The sequence below is a fragment of the Streptomyces sp. JLBJ103 genome, assembly GCF_058215575.1.
On sequence record NZ_CM177089.1, the window covers coordinates 7,539,220 to 7,557,559 of the forward strand.

Annotated in this window: 9 protein-coding genes; 7 read left to right on the forward strand and 2 right to left on the reverse strand. The window is 71.0% G+C overall.

All coding sequences use genetic code 11. The features are described 5' to 3' along the window. Positions 1-42 precede the first annotated feature (42 nt). The 5 genes from AC4BEG_RS32400 (at position 43) to AC4BEG_RS32420 (ending at position 13,214) form a co-directional block, all read left to right on the forward strand. Positions 43-1,461: an MFS transporter gene (locus AC4BEG_RS32400; RefSeq protein ID WP_490703222.1), complete on the forward strand. Its 1,419-nt coding sequence runs from the start codon at positions 43-45 to the stop codon at positions 1,459-1,461. A gap of 13 nt (positions 1,462-1,474) precedes the next feature. Further along, on the forward strand, positions 1,475-2,917 hold the full coding sequence (locus tag AC4BEG_RS32405) for a cytochrome P450 (protein WP_490703223.1): 1,443 nt from the start codon (positions 1,475-1,477) through the stop codon (positions 2,915-2,917). A 98-nt stretch (positions 2,918-3,015) separates the two neighbouring features. After that, on the forward strand, positions 3,016-3,600 hold the full coding sequence (locus AC4BEG_RS32410; RefSeq protein WP_490703224.1) for a DUF2867 domain-containing protein: 585 nt from the start codon (positions 3,016-3,018) through the stop codon (positions 3,598-3,600). A 268-nt stretch (positions 3,601-3,868) separates the two neighbouring features. Further along, entirely contained in the window at positions 3,869-12,013 is an 8,145-nt protein-coding gene (locus AC4BEG_RS32415) for a type I polyketide synthase (RefSeq protein ID WP_490703225.1), read from the forward strand. Between the two features lie 43 nt (positions 12,014-12,056). Beyond that, positions 12,057-13,214, forward strand: coding sequence for an acyl-CoA dehydrogenase family protein (locus AC4BEG_RS32420; protein ID WP_490703226.1), 1,158 nt, complete (start codon positions 12,057-12,059; stop codon positions 13,212-13,214). Between the two features lie 69 nt (positions 13,215-13,283). Here AC4BEG_RS32420 and AC4BEG_RS32425 read toward each other — a convergent pair whose 3' ends face one another. Next, complete coding sequence (locus tag AC4BEG_RS32425) at positions 13,284-13,949, reverse strand: class I SAM-dependent methyltransferase (RefSeq protein ID WP_490703227.1); 666 nt, start codon at positions 13,947-13,949, stop codon at positions 13,284-13,286. 321 nt (positions 13,950-14,270) lie between these two features. Between AC4BEG_RS32425 and AC4BEG_RS32430 the strand changes: the two genes are divergently transcribed. Then, positions 14,271-14,468 carry a hypothetical protein gene (locus AC4BEG_RS32430; RefSeq protein WP_201882010.1) on the forward strand — a complete coding sequence of 66 codons (198 nt, stop codon included), beginning with the start codon at positions 14,271-14,273 and terminating at the stop codon, positions 14,466-14,468. A 76-nt stretch (positions 14,469-14,544) separates the two neighbouring features. Next, positions 14,545-16,293 carry a DUF6895 family protein gene (locus AC4BEG_RS32435; RefSeq protein WP_490707277.1) on the forward strand — a complete coding sequence of 583 codons (1,749 nt, stop codon included), beginning with the start codon at positions 14,545-14,547 and terminating at the stop codon, positions 16,291-16,293. Positions 16,294-16,311: 18 nt separating this feature from the next. Here AC4BEG_RS32435 and AC4BEG_RS32440 read toward each other — a convergent pair whose 3' ends face one another. Beyond that, positions 16,312-18,252: a glycoside hydrolase family 5 protein gene (locus tag AC4BEG_RS32440; protein WP_490703228.1), complete on the reverse strand. Its 1,941-nt coding sequence runs from the start codon at positions 18,250-18,252 to the stop codon at positions 16,312-16,314. Positions 18,253-18,340: the final 88 nt, after the last annotated feature.

Here is an 18,340-nt window from a genome sequence, read left to right on the forward strand (position 1 = left end):
CGCCGCGGACACCGCGAACGCGATCGAAAGGTGGATCGAGGAATGAGCAGCGACCGAGTACGCCGGGGGATGTCCATCGCGGTCGTCCTCGTCGGGGTGTTCATCTCCGCGGTGGACATGCTGATCGTGAACATCGCCTTCCCGAGCATGCAGGAGTCCTTCTCCTCGGCGAGTCTGACCGATCTGTCGTGGGTGATGAGCGCCTACGCGATCACCTTCGCCGCCCTGCTGCTGCCCAGCGGCCGCTGGGCCGACCGGTCCGGGCGCAAGCGGGTCTTCCTGCTGGGTCTGGGGCTGTTCACCGCGGTGTCGGCCGCGTGCGCGGCGGCGCCGAACCTGGAGGTGCTCGTGATCGCACGGGCCCTCCAGGGCGTCGGCGCCGCGCTGATGGCGCCCAGTTCGCTGGGGCTGCTGCTCGGGCTGTTCCCGCCCGCGCGGCGCGGTATCGCCATCGGGCTGTGGACCGCGGTCGGCGGTGTCGGCTCCGCCGCCGCGCTGCCGCTCGGCGGGCTGCTGGCCGAGATCGACTGGCGGTGGGTCTTCGTGGTCAACCTGCCCCTCGGCGCGGTGGCGTTGCTGATCGGCGGATGGTCGCTGCACAGGACCGCCACCGAGGACGGTCCGGTCCCGGACCTGCTCGGTATCGCGGTGCTCGCGGCGTCCGTCGCCGCCATCGTCGCCACCATCTCCCAGGGGCAGGTGTGGGGGTGGGGCAGCGCCCAGGTCATCGGTCTGTCGCTGGCCGGCGCGATCGGCCTCGTCTGCACGGTGCGCCGTGGGCTGCGCCATCCCGCACCGGTCATCGAACCCGCCATCCTCCGGATCAGGCCGGTGGCGCTGGGCAATGTCGCCACCGGTTTCTTCTTCGTCGGCGTCGGCGCGATGGCCATGTCCACGATCCTGTTCCTCACCCAGATCTGGCGGCATTCGACGCTGCGCGGCGCCCTGGAGATCGCGCCGGGCCCGGTGTCGGCCACCGTGTTCGCCGTGCCCAGCGGCATCCTGGCGGTCCGCTACGGGGCGCACCTGGTCGGTCTTGTCGGCGGCGTCTTCTTCGCCGCGGGCGGCCTGTGGTGGACGTTCGCGCTGGACGCCACCCCGGACTTCACCGGCCACTTCCTGCCCGGCGCCATCATCGGCGGTATCGGCTTCGGCCTCATCCTGCCGCCCCTGGCCGCGGCGGCGACGCTGTCCCTGCCACCGGAGCGCGTGGCCACCGGCACCGGGATGTCGTCCATGTCGCGTCAGATCGGCATGGCCATCGGCGTCGCCGTGATCGCGTCGGTGCTCGACGGTGTGCCGGACCTCGACGACTTCCGCACCGCGTTCCTGATCATGGCCGGTGCCAGCCTCGTCAGCGGGCTCGCCCTGTTCGCGATCGGCCCGGTGAGACCGTCCGCCCCGCCCGGTACGGGCGGAGACAACCAGTCAGCGCACGTGACCCAAGCGGCAACGAGATAAGGAAGCAAGGTAAATGGACCACTCCAGCAACGCTCACGACGCGGCGGTCGCATCCGGGGGCAAGTGCCCGATAGACCACTCCTCGCCCGCCCCCAAGGAGGTCATCCCGTCCTCCGCGCTGCCCGCGGTGGACATGGCGCGTATGCGGCAGGTGCTCAGCATCTGGGCCCGCCCGGAGCCCTTCCTGAAGAAGGCCCGCGCCACGCACGGCAGCCGGTTCCGCGTGACGATCATCCCCGGTGTTCCGCTGTACGTGATCTCGGCACCGGAAGACGTCAAGCAGATGTTCCTGGCGCCCCGGGATGTGCTGCACACCGGTTCCAGTAACACCCCCATCGAGAAGTGGACCGGTCGACACGGTCTGGCCTGGCTGGACGAGGAGGAGCACACCGCGCGGCGGCGCAGTGTGATGCCGAGCTTCCGCGGTGACGCGCTCAAGCGCGTGGAGAAGGAGGTGTACCGGCTGGCCAAGGAGACGGTCGCCTCCTGGCCGCGCGAGCGAGCCTTCGCGGTCCACCGCTTCGCCCACCACTACACCACCAAGGTGATCCTCGAAGTGCTCTTCGGCGAACACCGTCCCTCGTGCGAGGACGAGATGTTCGAGGAGGTGATGAAGATGCTGGAGTTCAACTCCCGGCCGTCGACCATGAAGCCGTTCCATATGCTGCCCGAGGGCAAGATGAAGAGGATGCGGCTGTTCCGGCCCAATGGTGTCAACGAGTTCCTGACCCGCCGTGCGCGCGTCCACGCGATGGTGGACTCCGCCATCGAGGAGCGCGAGCGGTCCGGCGCGTCCGGCGACGACCTGCTGGGTGTGATGCTGGGCATCACCAACGCGGACGGCACCAAGCCCAGCCGGGTCGAGATGCGCGACGAGATCATGACCCAGTTCCTGGCCGGCACCGAGACCACCGCCTCGGCCATCTGCTGGGCGCTGGAGTACCTCACCCACGCTCCGCACGTGGTCGAGCGGCTGCGCGAGGAGATGGCGGAGGGCGCGGGTGACACGTACCTGACCGCCGTGGTGCACGAGGTGCTGCGGCTCGGCCCGCCGATCCAGCAGATCGTCCCCCGCGAGGTGGTCAAGCCGATCGAGCTCGGCGGTGTGCGCTACCAGCCCGGCGACCGGCTGTGGGCCAGCGCCTATCTGCTCAACCGGGACGAGCACAACTACCCCGAGCCCGACGCGTTCAAGCCGGAGCGCTTCCTCGGCGTCAAGCCCGCCTCGCACACCTGGATCCCGTTCGGCGGCGGCCACACCCGGTGCCTGGGCGACCGGATCGCGCTCATGGAGCTGAAGGCCACCCTGACCGAGATTCTGACCACCTGTGACGTCGAGCGCGCCGACGCCAAGCCGGAGTCGGCGCACAGCCGGACGGTGGTCAACATCCCGCGGAACGGGGCCCGCATGGTGTTCCGTCCGCGCAAGGTGACGGCCGGACCGGGCGCTCGCTGAGACCCGGGGGCCGGACACCCGGGTAGGTTGGTTCCGCCGCGTGTGGCCGGGGTACGCCCCGGGGGTCCGCTCGCGACGCACGTGACATGGAGGTTTGTATGAGGCTCCCGAACACCGCCTTCACCGAGCGGCCGTGGCGGATCCACGAGTTCGTCGAGGACTTCGAGGTCGAGGACGTTTGGGACCTGGACACCCCCGGCGGACCCGACGATCTGGCGCTGCTGGTACGGCAGTTCGACGGTGACGGGTCCGACTTCAAACCGTCGCCGATGTACAAGCTGCTGTTCGCGATCCGCTGGCGGCTCGGCGCCATTCTCGGCTGGGACAAGGAGACGCACGGCGTCGGCCCGCGCGACCCCTCCCTGCGGGACCGGCTGCCGGACGATCTGCTGAGTGGTCCGCGCGGCCCGGACCTGAAGACGGTGCCGATGAAGTCGGTCTTCCAGACCTCCGACGAGTGGGTGACCGAGGTCGTCAACAAGACCGTGCACGCGGCGATGCACATCGGCTGGGTGGACGACGGAAACGGCAGGCATCACGCGCAGATGGCCGTGCTGGTGCGGAAGAAGGGCCTGCTGGGCAAGGTGTACATGCCGGCCATCCTGCCCTTCCGGCGTATCTTCGTGACACCGTCCCTGGTCAGGGCGATCGGCCGGTCCTGGCACACGAGCACGTCCCGATGACAGGCGCACACCGGCACATCCCGATAACACGCGCACCACACGACTGACAGCGCCCGAACGAGGTGGCCGCGCCGGACCCCGGCGCGGCCACACTTGTGTGCGCGGCGGGACGACCGTCCGACCCCGCGCTCCTGTCCCGCGCAGTGAACTCGAGCAGTGGACTCGCGCAGTGAACCGCGCCATGAATTCGAAAAAACGCCCCATGGCGTATCCACGGGACCGGTTCGCGGATCGTGTAGTCAAAGGGGTAAGAGAGGGCTGGAGCTCTATGGGCGGGAACAAGTGCGGGCAGGGGCTCACCGGTGTGGGTCAGGATGCCGTCGCCGTCATCGGAATGTCGTGCCGGGTGCCCGGCGCCGAAAATCTGCGTTCCTTCTGGACGTTGCTGAGGGAGGGCGAGCACGCGATAGCGGACGGGCCTGCGGACCGGTGGCCCACGGACATCCCGGAACTCGCACGGCACCCCCAGGGGGGTTTCGTCGACGGTGTCGGTGACTTCGACGCGGACTTCTTCGGCATCTCCCCGAGAGAGGCCGCGGTGATGGACCCGCGCCAGCGCATGGTGCTCGAGCTGGGCTGGGAAGCCCTGGAAGACGCCTTCCTCCCGCCGGAGAGCCTGCGTGGCAGCGCCACCGCGGTGTTCCTGGGCGCCACCGGTGACGACTACGCCTCCCTGGCGCACCGGCACGGCGGCGACGCGCTGTCCCACCACTCCATCGCCGGGCTGAGCCGCGGGCTGATCGCCAACCGGGTCTCCCACCAACTGGGCCTGCACGGACCGAGCCTGACGGTGGACACCGCGCAGTCCTCCTCCCTCGTCGCGGTGCACATGGCCGCTGAGAGCCTGCGCTCGGGAGCGGCGCGCCTGGCGCTGGCCGGTGGTGTCCATCTGAACCTGGTGCCGGAGAGCACGATCGCCTTCGCCCGCTCCGGAGCGCTGTCGCCCGACTGCCGCAGCCACACCTTCGACGCCCGCGCCAACGGATTTGTCCGCGGTGAGGGCGCGGGCGTGGTCGTGCTCAAGCGCCTGGCCGACGCGGTCGCCGACGGCGACGACGTGTACTGCGTCCTGCTCGGTGGCGCCGTCAACCACGACGGACCGGGCGCGCTGACCGTGCCCAGCGCCGAGGCGCAGAGCGCGCTGCTGCGCGCGGCCTGCCGCGAGGCCGGGGTGGCGCCCGAGCGGGTGGGCTATGTCGAACTGCACGGCACCGGCACCCGCGCGGGCGACCCGGTCGAGGCGAGCGCCTTGGCCGCGGTCTTCGGCGAGGGCCGCGACGCCGCGCGGCCGCTGCTGGTCGGATCCGTGAAGACCAACATCGGCCATCTCGACGCGGCCGCGGGCGTCCTGGGCCTGATCAAGGTCGCCCTGTCGGTGCGGCACGGTCTGCTGCCCGCCAGCCTCAACTACCAGAACCCGAACCCGGACATCCCCCTGGAGCAGTGGAAGCTGCGGGTCAACGCCACCGCCGCGGAGTGGCCGGACGCCCCCCGGCTCGCCGGTGTCAGCTCCTTCGGTATCGGTGGCACCAACTGCCACCTCGTCGTCGCCGCCCCCGAGCCGGAGCCCGAGCAGGAGCCCGAGCCGCGGCCGGCGGCGGAGCCCGCTCCCGGCACCCCGGTGCCGGTGCTGGTGTCTGCCCGTACCCCCCAGGCGCTGCGGGCCCAGGCCCGGCGGCTGCACGACTGGGTACGCGACGACCCCGCGCTGCGCCCGCTGGACGTGGGCCACTCCACCGCGACCACCCGGTCCTCACTGAAGAGCCGGGGTGTGGTGCTCGCCGCCGACCGCGATGAACTGCTGGACGGCCTGGCCGCGTTGGCGGAGGGCAGGCCGTCGGCGCGGGTCGTCACCGGTACCGCCACCGAGGGCGGCCGAGTGGTGTGGGTGTTCTCCGGCCAGGGCGCGCACTGGGTCGGCATGGCCAAGGGCCTGTGGGAGGCGAACGAGGTGTTCGCCGCCCGCATGGACCAATGCGAGGCCCTGCTGCGGGAGTTCGGCGGCTGGTCGCTGCGGGAGGTGCTCGGCGACGAGACCGCCCTCAAGCGCATGGATGTCGTACAGCCCGCGCTGTTCGCGGTCATGGTCTCGCTGGCCGAGGTGTGGCGTTCGACTGGCCTGGAGCCGGACGCGGTCATCGGCCACTCCCAGGGCGAGATCGCCGCCGCCACCGCGGCGGGCATCCTCTCCCTGGCCGACGGCATCCGTCTGATCGTCGCCCGCGCGCGGATCATCACCGAAAAGCTGTCCGGGCGGGGCCTGATGGCCGTCCTGGACCGGCCCGCCGACCAGATCGACCAGTCCCGGGTCTCCATCGGCGCGGTGAACTCGCCCGGTACCGTGGTGATCTCCGGTGACCCCGACGGCGTCCGCGAGGCCGTCGCCGACTGCCACGCCAAGGACATCCGCGCCCGGATCGTCCCCGTCGACTACGCCTCCCACTGCGACCACGTGGAATCGATCCGGGACGAGGTGCTCAGCGGTGTGGCGGGCGCCGCGACCACCGACACCGGGGTGGCCTTCTACTCCACCGTCGTCGCCGGCCGGGTCGACCCCGCCACGCTGGACGCCGAGTACTGGTACCGGAATCTGCGTGAGCCGGTGCGCTTCGCCGACACCGTCCAGGCGCTGTCCGCCGACGGATACGGCGTGTTCGTGGAGGTCAGCCCGCACCCGGTGCTGACGATGCACATCGCGGCCACGGAGGGCTCCGCCGTGGTGCAGCCCACGCTGCGCCGCGACGAGGAGGAGACGCACCGTCTGCTGCTGTCCATGGCCGAGCTGTACAGCCGGGGTGTGGACCTGGACTGGAGCGGGATGTTCACCGGCGCCCGGCGGGTGCCGCTGCCGACCTACGCCTTCCAGCGCGAGACCTACTGGGTCGACGGGGCCGCCGTCGAGGCGCCCGGCACGCCGATGGCCCCCGCCACCGTGGCCCCCGGGGCCGCCCCCGCCACCGCCGGGATGTCCGAACAGGAACTGTGGGCGCTGGTGCGCGGTGAGGCGGCGGTGCTGCTCGGCCACGCGGACACCGCGCGGATCGGCACCGACAACACCTTCAAGGAGCTCGGCTTCGACTCGGTGACCGCCGTGCAGCTGCGCGACCGGCTCAACACCGCGACCGGCTTGCAGATGCCCGCCTCCCTGGCCTACGACCACCCGACCCCCGCCGCGGTGGTGCGGCATCTGCGCGAGCAGTTCACCGGGCCGGGCGAGGACCCGGCCGCCGCGCGGACCGTTTCCGTCTCCGCCACCGACGACCCGATCGCGATCGTCGGCATGAGCTGCCGGCTGCCCGGCGGCGTCACCACCTCCGAGGAGCTGTGGCGCCTGGTGGCCGACGGGGCCGACGCCATCACCGGCTTCCCCGAGGACCGGGGATGGCAGGTCGAGGCGGACGCCGACTTCGTTCCCGCCGGAGGCTTCCTGGACGGTGCGGCCGACTTCGACGCGGGGTTCTTCCGTATCAGTCCGCGCGAGGCCCTCGCCATGGACCCGCAGCAGCGGCTCGCTCTGGAAGCGGTGTGGGAGGCGCTGGAGCATGCGGGCCAGGACCCGGCCGCACTGCGCCGCAGCGCCACCGCGGTGTACATGGGCGCCATGGCCCAGGACTATCTGCCGCGCCTCCAGGAGGTGTCCGGCAATCTCGCGGGCCATGCGCTGACCGGGGGCTCCGGCAGTGTGGTGTCCGGCCGGATCGCCTACTCCCTCGGCCTCGAGGGACCGGCCGTCACCGTCGACACCGCCTGTTCCTCCTCCCTGGTCGCCGTGCACCTGGCCGCCCAGGCACTGCGCTCCGGCGACTGCACCCTCGCCCTGGCGGGCGGCGTCACCGTGATGTCCACCCCCGGCATGTTCCTCGAGTTCGCCCGGCAGGGCGGGCTCGCCGCCGACGGCCGCTGCAAGGCGTTCTCCGACGACGCCGACGGCACCGGCTGGTCCGAGGGTGTCGGTGTGCTGGTGCTGGAGCGGCTGTCCGACGCGCGCCGCAACGGCCGCCGCGTCCTGGCCGTGCTGCGCGGCAGCGCGGTCAACCAGGACGGTGAGAGCAACGGCCTCACCGCGCCCAACGGTCCCTCCCAGGAGCGGGTGATCCGCCAGGCCCTCGCCTCGGCGGAGCTGTCCCCGGCCGAGGTCGACGCCGTGGAGGCACACGGCACCGGCACCGGCCTCGGCGACCCGATCGAGGCGCAGGCGCTGCTGTCCGTCTACGGCCAGGACCGCGAGGACCCGCTGTGGCTGGGGTCGTTGAAGTCCAATATCGGACACACCCAGGCCGCCGCGGGCGTCGCGGGCGTGATCAAGATGATCATGGCGATGCGTGAGGGTGTGCTGCCCAGGACCCTGCACGCGGAGGTGCCCTCGAGCCGGGTCGACTGGTCCTCCGGCGCGGTACGGCTGCTCGCCGAGCAGCGCGACTGGCCGGGGGCGGACCGCCCACGGCGCGCCGGAGTCTCCTCGTTCGGGATCAGCGGCACCAACGCCCACGTGATCATCGAGCAGGGTGACCGCGTCGAGTCCGGCGCGCCGTCCGCCACCGCGCCGCGGGGCGCGATGGTGTGGCCGGTGTCGGCGCACAGCGCCAAGGCGCTGGCCGGGCAGGCCCGCAAGCTGGGCGCCGCGCTCGCCGCCGACACCGCCGCTCACCCGGCCGACGTGGCCGTGTCCCTGGCCACCCGGCGCTCCGCCTTCGACCACCGCGCCGTGGTCATCGGCGCGGACCGGGAGGAACTGCTCGCCGGACTGGACGCGCTGGCCGAGGGCCGTCGCGAGTCCGGTGTGGTCACCGGCCACGCCTCGGCGCCGCCCAGCGTCGGCGTCCTGTTCTCCGGTCAGGGCAGCCAGCGCCTGGGTATGAGCCGGGAGCTGATCGAGACCTTCCCGGCGTTCGCCGACGCCTGGCGCGAGGTCTGCGCCGCGCTCGACCCCCTGCTGGAGCGCCCCGTCGACGCGGTCGTCTCGGCCGAGCCCGGGTCCGCGGAGGCCGGGCTGCTCGACGAGACCGCGATGACCCAGCCCGCGCTGTTCGCCTTCGAGGTGGCCGCCTACCGGCTGCTGACGTCCCTCGGGGTCGAACCCGCGGTGCTCGTCGGCCACTCCATCGGCGAACTGGCCGCCGCCCATGTGGCAGGGGTGTTCTCCCTGGCCGACGCGGCCCGTCTGGTCGCCGCGCGCGGCCGCCTGATGGGGGCGCTGCCGCGCGGCGGGGCCATGGTGGCCGTGCAGGCACACGAGGACGAGGTCCGGGCCGCCCTGGCCGGACACGAAGAGGCCGTCTCCGTCGCCGCCGTCAACGGCCCGGCCGCCGTGGTGATCTCCGGCGTGGCGGACGTCGTCACCGAGGTCGCCGCGGCCCTGGCCGCCGACGGACGCAAGACCACCCGGCTGCGTGTCTCGCACGCCTTCCACTCGCCGCTGATGGCCCCCATGCTCGACGAGTTCCGGGCCGTCGCCGAGTCGGTGTCCTACGCGCCCGCGCGCCTCGCGGTCGTCTCCAACGTGACCGGCGCCATCGCCGAGCCGGGGGAGCTGGAGCAGCCCGGATACTGGGTGCGCCATGTGCGCGACGCCGTGCGCTTCGCCGACGGGGTGGCCGCCGCCGTGAAGGCCGGGGCCGAGGCGCTGGTCGAGGTCGGCCCCGACGGTGTCCTTTCCGCCATGGTCGCCGAGACCCTCACCGACGCCAACCTGACGGCGATTCCCCTCGTCCGCAAGGGGCGTCCGGAGGCGCGTGCGGCAGCCGAGGGCCTGGCCCGTATGCACACCGCCGGTGTCCCGGTCGACTGGCGGGCCTACCTGGACGCCGTCGGCGCCGTGGGCCACCCCGTCGACCTGCCCACCTACGCCTTCGACCACCAGCGCTACTGGGCGCAGCCGGCCAAGCCGCAGGGCGATGTCGCGGGCGCCGGTCTCGAGCCGGTCGGACATCCCTTCCTCTCCGCCGCCACCGAACTCGCCGTCGGCGACCAGGTGGCGTTCAGCGGACGGATCGACCTCGTCGCCGAGACCTGGCTGACCGACCACGCCATCTTCGGCAACGCCGTCTTCCCCGGCACGGCCGTGGTGGAGATGGCGCTGCGCGCGATCGAGGGCACCGACTGCCACGCCATCGAGGAACTGACCCTCCACGCACCGCTGACCTTCGCCGACGGCGCCGTACAGCTCCAGGTCGTCGTGGGCGAGGCGGAGCAGAAGACCGGCAGGCGCCCCATCGGCGTCTACTCCCGTCCCGCCTCCGGGGTGTCCAGCGCCTGGATCCGGCACGCCGCCGGGCATGTGGTCACCCAGGCCCCCGCCCGCGCGGCCACCGAGGACGTCTGGCCCCCGCGGGACGCCGTCCCGGTGGACCTGTCCGGCTTCTACCCGGAGCTGGTCGGCCGGGGCTACGGCTACGGCCCGGCCTTCCAGGGGCTGCGTTCGCTGTGGCGGCTCGGGGACGAGGTCTACGGCGAGGTCCAGCTGCCCGACCGGGTACCGCACGCCAAGGGCGGATTCGCCGTGCACCCGGCCCTCTTCGACGCCGCGCTGCACCCGATGCTGTCGCTGATGGTGTCCGACGACCCGGTGCAGACCGTCCTGCCTTACTCCTGGGCCGGAGTTGTGTGCCACGCGCCCGCCGGAACCCGGCTGCGGGTCCGCGTCGCCCGGATCAGCGACACCGAGGTGTCGCTGTCGATCACCGGTACCGACGGTGTGCCCGTGCTGACCGTGGAGTCCCTGGCCGTGATGCCCGCGTCGGCGGACCAGCTCGCCCGAGGCTCCCTCGCCGACTCCCTGTTCGCGCTGCGCTGGTCGCCCGCGGAGCAGCACCCGGACCGCCCGGCCCGTACGCCCGACATCGCGCATATCGAGGCGAACGGGCAGGGTGACGCCCCCGCGACGGCGCGGGCGCGCGCCCGCGAAGCCCTGGAGCTGGTGCGGCGGCGGCTGGACGCCCCGCACGACCGCCCGCTGGCCATCGTGACCACGAACGCCGTGGCGGCCCTCCCCGGGGAGACGCCCGATCTGGCCCTCGCGGCGGTGTGGGGCCTGGTGCGCTCCGCGCAGACCGAACACGCCGGTCAGTTCGTCCTGGTGGACACCGACGGCAGTGAGGAGTCGTTGCGCGCGCTGGAGACCCTGGACGCCCGGCTGCCCCAGGTCGCGCTGCGCCGGGGCAAGCTCTACGCACCGGGGCTGGTCTCCTCGCACGCCTCGACCACCACCCGGCAGACCTGGGACCCGGCCGGTACGGTGCTGCTCACCGGCGCCACCGGCGGTCTGGGCGCCCTGCTCGCCCGGCACCTGGTCACCGAGCACGGGGTGCGCAACCTGCTGCTCCTCAGCCGCTCCGGCGCGGCCGGACCGGCCGCCGAGCTGACCGAGCTGGGGGCCAACGTCACCCACGCGGCCTGCGACGTCTCCGACGCCGCGGCCCTGGCGGAGCAGCTCGCGCGGATTCCGCGGGAGGCGCCGCTCACCGCCGTCGTGCATATGGCGGGCGTACTCGACGACACCACCGTGGAGTTGATGACACCCGAGCGGATCGACCGCGTGTTCGCGCCCAAGGTCGATGCCGCATGGCATCTGCACGAACTCACCAAGGACATGGACCTGTCGGCCTTCGTGCTGTACTCCTCCGTCGTGGGCGTGGTCGGCAACGCGGGCCAGGCCAACTATGCGGCGGCCAACGCCTTCCTCGACGCGCTGGCCGAACACCGCGCCGGGGCCGGACTGCCCGCGCTCTCGCTGGCCTGGGGCCCGTGGGAGCTCGGCATGGCGAGCACCCTCGGCCAGTCCGACCTGGCGCGCTTCCGGCGCCACGGGATGACGCCCCTGACGGCGGCGCGGGGCACCGCCCTCTTCGACGCCGCTCTCGCCGCGGACGAGACGCTGCAAGTGCCCGTGCAGATCGAGCGGGCCGCCCTGTGGCAGGACACCGTGCCCGCGCTGCTGCGCACCCTGGTCCAGCCCGCGCTGCCCGCGCCCTCCGAGCGGCCCGTCGCCGCCGAGGAGAGCGGGGAGTCGCCCATGGCGGGCAAGCTGGCCCTCCTCTCGCCGGAGGAGCAGCGCGAGGAACTGGTGACCCTGCTGCTGGAGACCGCGGCCGTGGTGCTCGGCTATCCGTCCGCCGACGACATCGACGCCGAGATGTCGTTCCAGGAGATCGGTTTCGACTCCCTCAGCGGTGTCGAGTTCCGCAACCAGGTCAAGCAGGACACCGGAGTCCACGTCCCGGCCACGGTGATCTACAACTATCCGACGCCCGCCGCGCTGGCGGTACGGCTGCGGGAACTGCTGTTCCCCGAGCCGGAGCAGGTGGCAGAGGAGACCGCCGACCTGCCGGACGACGCGCTCGACGGACTGGACGAGATCGACGAGATCGATGACCTCGACATCGAGGCACTCGTGCAGCGGGCGAATTCCGAATGAGCACCGCGTGTCCCCGTGTGCTGACCTCGACAAGGGTGGAGAGATGAAACCGGAAGACCTGAAGGCCGTTCGCACATTCGTCAAGGAGTGTCTGGCCGGCCGACACACGGAGACGGACGCGCTCGAGGACAAGCCCTCGGACGTCTACGAGAAGTTCCGGGAGACCGGACTGGCCAACTGGTGGCTGCCGGAGGAGCTCGGCGGCCGCGGCCTCAGCCTCGAGGACAGCGTCGAGATCGTCAACGAGATCGCCTACGGCGACGCCGGAGTGGCCTTCACACTCTTCATCTCGGTGCTCGGCACCAGCATCGTGCAGCTGTACGGCTCCGAGGAGCTCAAGGCCCGCTATCTCAAGCCCATGGCGGAGCGGGGCTCGTTCTGCGCGACACTGGGCAGCGAACGGAACGCGGGCAGCGAACTCGGCAAGACCGAGACCGTGGTGGCGACCGAGGGCGACGAACTCGTCGTCACCGGTGAGAAGTTCTTCTCGACCAACACCGACTTCGCCGACTTCCTCGTCGTCATCGCCCGGTCGGCCGAGGACTCCGAGGCGTACCACGCCGTGCTGATCCCGCGCGACACCCCCGGTGTCGAGATCGTGAAACGCTGGGACGTCATCGGCCTGCGCGCCTCGTACACCTACCAGGTCAGCCTGAAGGGCTGCCGGGTCCCCGCCGCCAACCGCCTCGAGGGATCGGGCCTGCGGCTGCTGGAGATCGGCCTCAACGCCAGCCGCATCCTCATCGCCGCCACCGCGATCGGGGTCGCCCGCCGCATCCGCGACCACTGCATGACCTACGCCAAGACCAAGCCGCTGCGCGACGGCCTCCTCGTGGAGAGCCCCGTGTTCGCCCAGCGGCTCGGGCAGATGGAGATGCAGATCGACGTCATGAAGAGCCACTGTCTGCGCGCCGGCCGCGACTATGACGCGATCATGGCCGCCCCGGGCGCCGCCGCGAGCTTCCACCGGCAGGGCACCCTCAAGTCCGCCCTGACCGCCAAGATGTTCTGCGGCCAGGCCGGCTGGGACGTGGCCAGTGTGGGGTCCGAGATGTTCGGCGGGCTCGGCTACACCCACGAGATGCCCATCGGAAAGCTGATGCGCGACATCCGCTACGTCTCCGTCGTGGAAGGCGGTGACGACGTCCTGCGCGATCTGGTCTTCAACCGCTATGTGATCCCGGTGCCGCGCCGCTCCTAGGAACACACGACCGGGCCCGGTGCGACACGCTGCCACGCGTCGTACCGGGCCCGGTCGTGTACGGGATGCTCAGGGGACCTCGGCCTCGAAGAGGGCGCCGCAGCCATGGACGGTGAGCTTGTGGTCGGGGAAGCGGGCGGCCAGCTCCGTGCGCAGGTCCTCGAGACTGTCCTCGGCGTTGTTCATCAGGCCGCGCTTGTTCCACATCCGGAAATTCACCCGGGCGGCCGTCCCTACCGGTACCCCCTGGGTGAGCACCGTGGCGCCGAAGAGCCGCCCACCCGGCCGTACGCAGGCCGCGACATGGTCCAGCACCGTCGCCTTCTCGCGGATGCTGCCGGGAACGCAGTGCAGCAAGAAGTTCATCGACGCCGAGCCGAAGGCCGCCTCGGGAAGCGGCAGCGGTTCCAGCGCGTTGGCCCGGACCGTGGTGACGTCGAAGCGGGCCAGCCGACGGGCCGCGTGACGCAGCGAGTGCTCGTTCAGATCGGCCAGGGTGATGGACTGCCCCGGATGGGTGCGGCAGTTGTCCAGGAAGTAGCCGGTGCCCACACCGAGGTCCAGATGCTCGGGGGAGACGTTGCGGTCGAACATGGCGACCACTTCGGACACCGGGATCCGGAAGAGGAACCGGCAGTTGATCTTGAAGGCCATCAGGTCGTACAGGGGCAGGGTCCACGGCCCGTACATGGCCTGGCCGGCGTGCACCTTGTCTGAGTGGGGCGAGGTGGTCACGTGGAACCTCCGGCCGACGGGGGCGAATACGTCAGGCCATGACTATACGGGGCGGAAGTGGCGTGCCGCACGGGGCAGTTGGGCAAGCGAACGGCGGAGGCGCCGGCACGCACGGACAACCCAACCGCACCGGCTCAACCGCACCATGAATACCTGGAGGTTCGGGCGTCCCAGAATTCTCACAGGGTATTCGATGGCGATGATATGAGTAATGAAAGCTCAAGTGACACCTTGCCGTTCCATGGCCAGACTGGGGGGAACCTCGGCGGTGCGGCAGCGGAATTCCGACCGAGGACACCCAACTCTCCACGGAGGCAAGCCATGTCCTGTTCCATTGATACCCGGAAAGCCCTGGAGTTCCTCCAGACCAGCGGACTCGTCCATCTCGAAATACCTCTGGAGCAGCTGGTCCGCGCGACCACGACACTCGACGAGGTCGCGGGATATGTGCTGGCGTGGGAGAAGTACGTGCTCGTTGTCGCGGCCGAATGCGACGAGACAGCCGCCGCCGAGCAGTAAGGGTGACCTCGCGACGTACGCAGCCGCGGGGCCGACCCGATGGACAGAGAGCGACGAGGGGGCAGTTGTGGCACCGATGAACACGGGGAGCGAACTGCCCCCACCGTGGTGCGCGGTCGAAGAGCGAGCGGTCTGCTGGCTGGCCGCGCACCACACCCGGTTCGACCCGGACACCGCGGAAGAGCGATCCGTTCTCTTCGCCCGCAAGGCGCTGGTGGAGATGGCGCTGCTGGTCGGACTACGCGCCCGGCTGGACCCCGCCCCGTTCGACGAGGACTATCAGCGGCTGTGCGACCGGATGGGTGCCGTCGCGAAGCGTCCGTCCTATCGGGAACTCGTCGGCCGGGATGAGCGCGCGCTTCTGCTGTACGCCGGAACGCATGCGGCGCTCCGGTTGTGCGGACAGCACGACGAAGATTTCCACCACCTCATCGAGCAATCCGTGGCAGGTCGCTATGCGACCTCTTTCGAGCGCATCCCTTATCGGCAGCTGGATCTGCTGCACACCATGGAACTGGCCGGAGTCGAAAACCGGCTGCCCGCGGTCGAGGAGATTCTGCCCTTCACGCTGTTCTGCGCGGACCCATCGGTCCTCAGACTCGGGGACCGCGATATCTACGCGATCACCCACACGGTCTTCTACGCCACCGACTTCGGATTGCGCGTCCCGAAGTGGCCCGCCGGTTTTGATCTGTCCAGCGCCGTCGAACTGCTCGAGGCGCTGTGTCTGCTGTGTCGGCGCCGGGGGAACGCGGACCTCGTAGCGGAGCTGCTCTGCTCGCTGCTCTGCCTGGGCATCCGCGACTCGGCGGAGGCGGAGCGGTCCTGGGCCTTTCTCGCCGAGGTCCAGGAACCCGACGGCCGGGTCGCCGGGCCGGAGGGCATCGTCCACCCGGGGCTCGAAGGCGGTGACGAGGACTACCGCTCGTGGGCCACGGCGTACCACACGACCATCGTCGCGGCGCTCGCCGGACTGCTCGCCAGAAGCTCCTCCGTCATCCGTCGCCGGCGGCCGTCACCCCCCGCGGCGCCCGATGCCGCACAGTCCGCGACCGCCCTTCGCCGGGCCACCGTCTGGCTCGCCGAAGCCGCCGTGGGCGCCGACCTCGAGGCGGCCCTTCCCGCGGCGGCCGCTGCCGCACGTGGCGCCCGTTCGCTTCATGAACCCGCACTCGCCCACTCCGCGCTCGCCTCGGTCGTCAAACGCGTCGAAGCCGAGCCGGGGCCGTCGCGGTGGCAACGCATCGCCGCCGATGTGGTCTTCGAGTGCGCCCACGGACTGAGGGCGACATCCGGCGGCTGTGCGACGCTGGACCGCTTCCTCGACGACACCGCCACCGCGCTCTCCGGCCTCACGGCCATCCCCGCGGCCGCGGCCGGGGGTGTGGCGCAGCTGATGCGACTGGGCCTGCTCTCCGAGGAGACCGCGCACTCCCTCATCGCCTCCGCGGACCCGGCGCCGTTGATGGCGGAGGGCAGCCCGCCCGCGATGACCGCGAGGGGGCTGGTCCAGTACGCCGGGGACGATCCGAGCCGCCTGTCCTCCCGCGGCTCCTCGGCCCATGCCGTCGCCGAGCGACTGGCCGCGGCCCTTCCGGCCGCCTGCAAGGACTACAAGCTGGACGAAGTGGCCGTGCTTCTCCAGAGCCTGGCGCTGCTCGGCTGGGCCGGCCACCGTATCGTCCGCGACGGACTGGACTTCCTGTTGCGCCAGCAGACCTCGTCGGGGGCGTTCGGCCATCCGGCCGTGGACGATCCCGAGCAGCGCGCAAGCCTGCGACGGCGGTGGACACAGAGCTGTGTGGTCACCCTGTCATCACCATGAGCGCTGGGCGGTTTCCGCTCAGCGCAGCTTCCGGCAGTACAGGGCGTCCGGGGTACGGGACGAACCCACGCGCCCGGTGTAGGCGATCCCGGCGGCGTACTCGTCATCGGCACACTGCCCCTTGTAGCGGCCGTGTCCGAAGTCCCCGCCCTTGGGATCCGTCCCCCGGTTGTCGCCCCGGTCGAACCACACCGTGCGGCCACTCGCAGCGAGCTTCCCGGGGGAGGCGGCCACGCACAGGGCGGCCGACACCGCCGAGCCACGGACGCTGTACCCCGTCAGGAACTGACCGTCCGCACACTGGAGTTTGGTGTATCCGGACGCCCAGTCCTGGCCGGGTGCCACATGCCGCTCGTCCGTGACGACCTCGTGTCCACCGGAGGTGTCCGCCAGTGACGTGGCGGACACGTCCGAGCACAGTCCACGGTTGCCGGTGTGGCTCAGCCCCATCAGCCGCTGGCCGTCGGGGCAGGCGGCCTTGCGTGCCCCGCGGTCCCAGTCGGGCTCGGGCAGCGCGCGCATTCGCCGGGAGGCCACGAAGTCCCCGTGATCAGGGCTGAGCATCGACCAGCGCGTCACCGGATCGATATGACCGGTCCGCCCCTGGGCGTTGATCAGCCGGGTCCAGGCCCCGGCCCGCCAGTCGTCCCCGTCGTACAGGCCCATACGGTGGCCCGCGGCGTCCCAGTGCAGCAGCCCCCAGCCGTTTCCCCTGCGGTTCTCGTGCAGTCCGACGAGGGGCCAGTAGGCGAAGTCGGCGTCCGCGCAGATGAGTTCGTCGACAAAGTTCTCGAACCAGGCCCGCTGCTTAGCCCCGGTCTCCTCGCGTCCTCCGATGCCGAACTCACTGATCCAGACCGGAGCCGTGAAGTGACGGTCGGATTCGGAGGCCACGTAGAAGGCCTGGCGGTTGAGTGTGGCGGTGAGTTCCGCCCGGCTGAGATCACGGTAGCGAGGGTCGCTGGTCTCGCCGACGCCGGTGGCGCCGGTGTGGCGCGGACCGGTGTAGTCGTAGAAGTGCGCCGAGTAGACCAGCTTGCCGGATTCGACGAGCGTGTGTGACAGACGGCGGACGGGCTCCAGGGTGGGCCGCTCGTGGGGGAGGCCGTCAACGGGGATGCCGGTCCAGTTGATCCCCTCGACGATGATCAGCAGATCCGGATTGGCCTCGGTCAGGATGCGGTCACCGGCCCGCTGGGAGGCGGCGTACCAGTCATGGTTGTCGCCGAGGCCCCAGTTGGGGTCGTCCAGTACGGAGCGGCGTACCTCGTTGTAGAGGTCGGCGCCGACCACACGCTTGTTGTCCCGGTAGCGGCGCGCCATGAACAGCCAGTCGCTCTCCCAGGTGGCCGCGGACTGGCTCGCGTTCCAGCGCTCGTTGCCGTCCACGGCGCAGCACCACCGTGTGGTGTTGGTGTGGTTGTTGAGGATGACCGCCAGACCCGCGGCGGTGAGTTCCCGTACCACCACGTCGTACACCTCGAGCGGCGTCTTGCCGCGCAACTCCGTATTGGCGGCGACCGAGTCGTCCGTCACGGGGCGGGTGTCATGGATCATCTCGTTGGAGAACGGCAACCGGATGCTGTTGATGCCCAGTTCCTGGAATCCGGAGATGATCTCCTTGATGGACGCTCGGTCGAGACCGAGCGGCATCCGGCCGGAGTTCTCGCCCGAATGGTGGTTGGCGTCCTCGTCCGGACTGCCGGATCCCGTCCATGTGCCGCTTGCGCCATGCCAGTTGCCCGACTTCAGCTTGAAGCGGTTGCCGTCGGCGTCGACGATCCAGCGGCCCCGGGTGCTCAGCGGACCCTTCCAGTCGGCCGCCGCCGGAGCGGGCGCCGTATCCGCCGCCGTCGGAGCGGGCCGCTGTGACGCCCGCTGGGCGGCCGTGGCATCCGGCGCCGTCAGGCCGAGGAGCAGGAGGACGGCCAATAACGGTCTGACGAAGGATCCGTTCACGAACTCCGTCCCCAGGGTGTGTGAGTGGCGAGTGTGATGACCGGGTCATGATGACCGCAGCCACCGCAATCGGCCAGCCCTTCGTTGA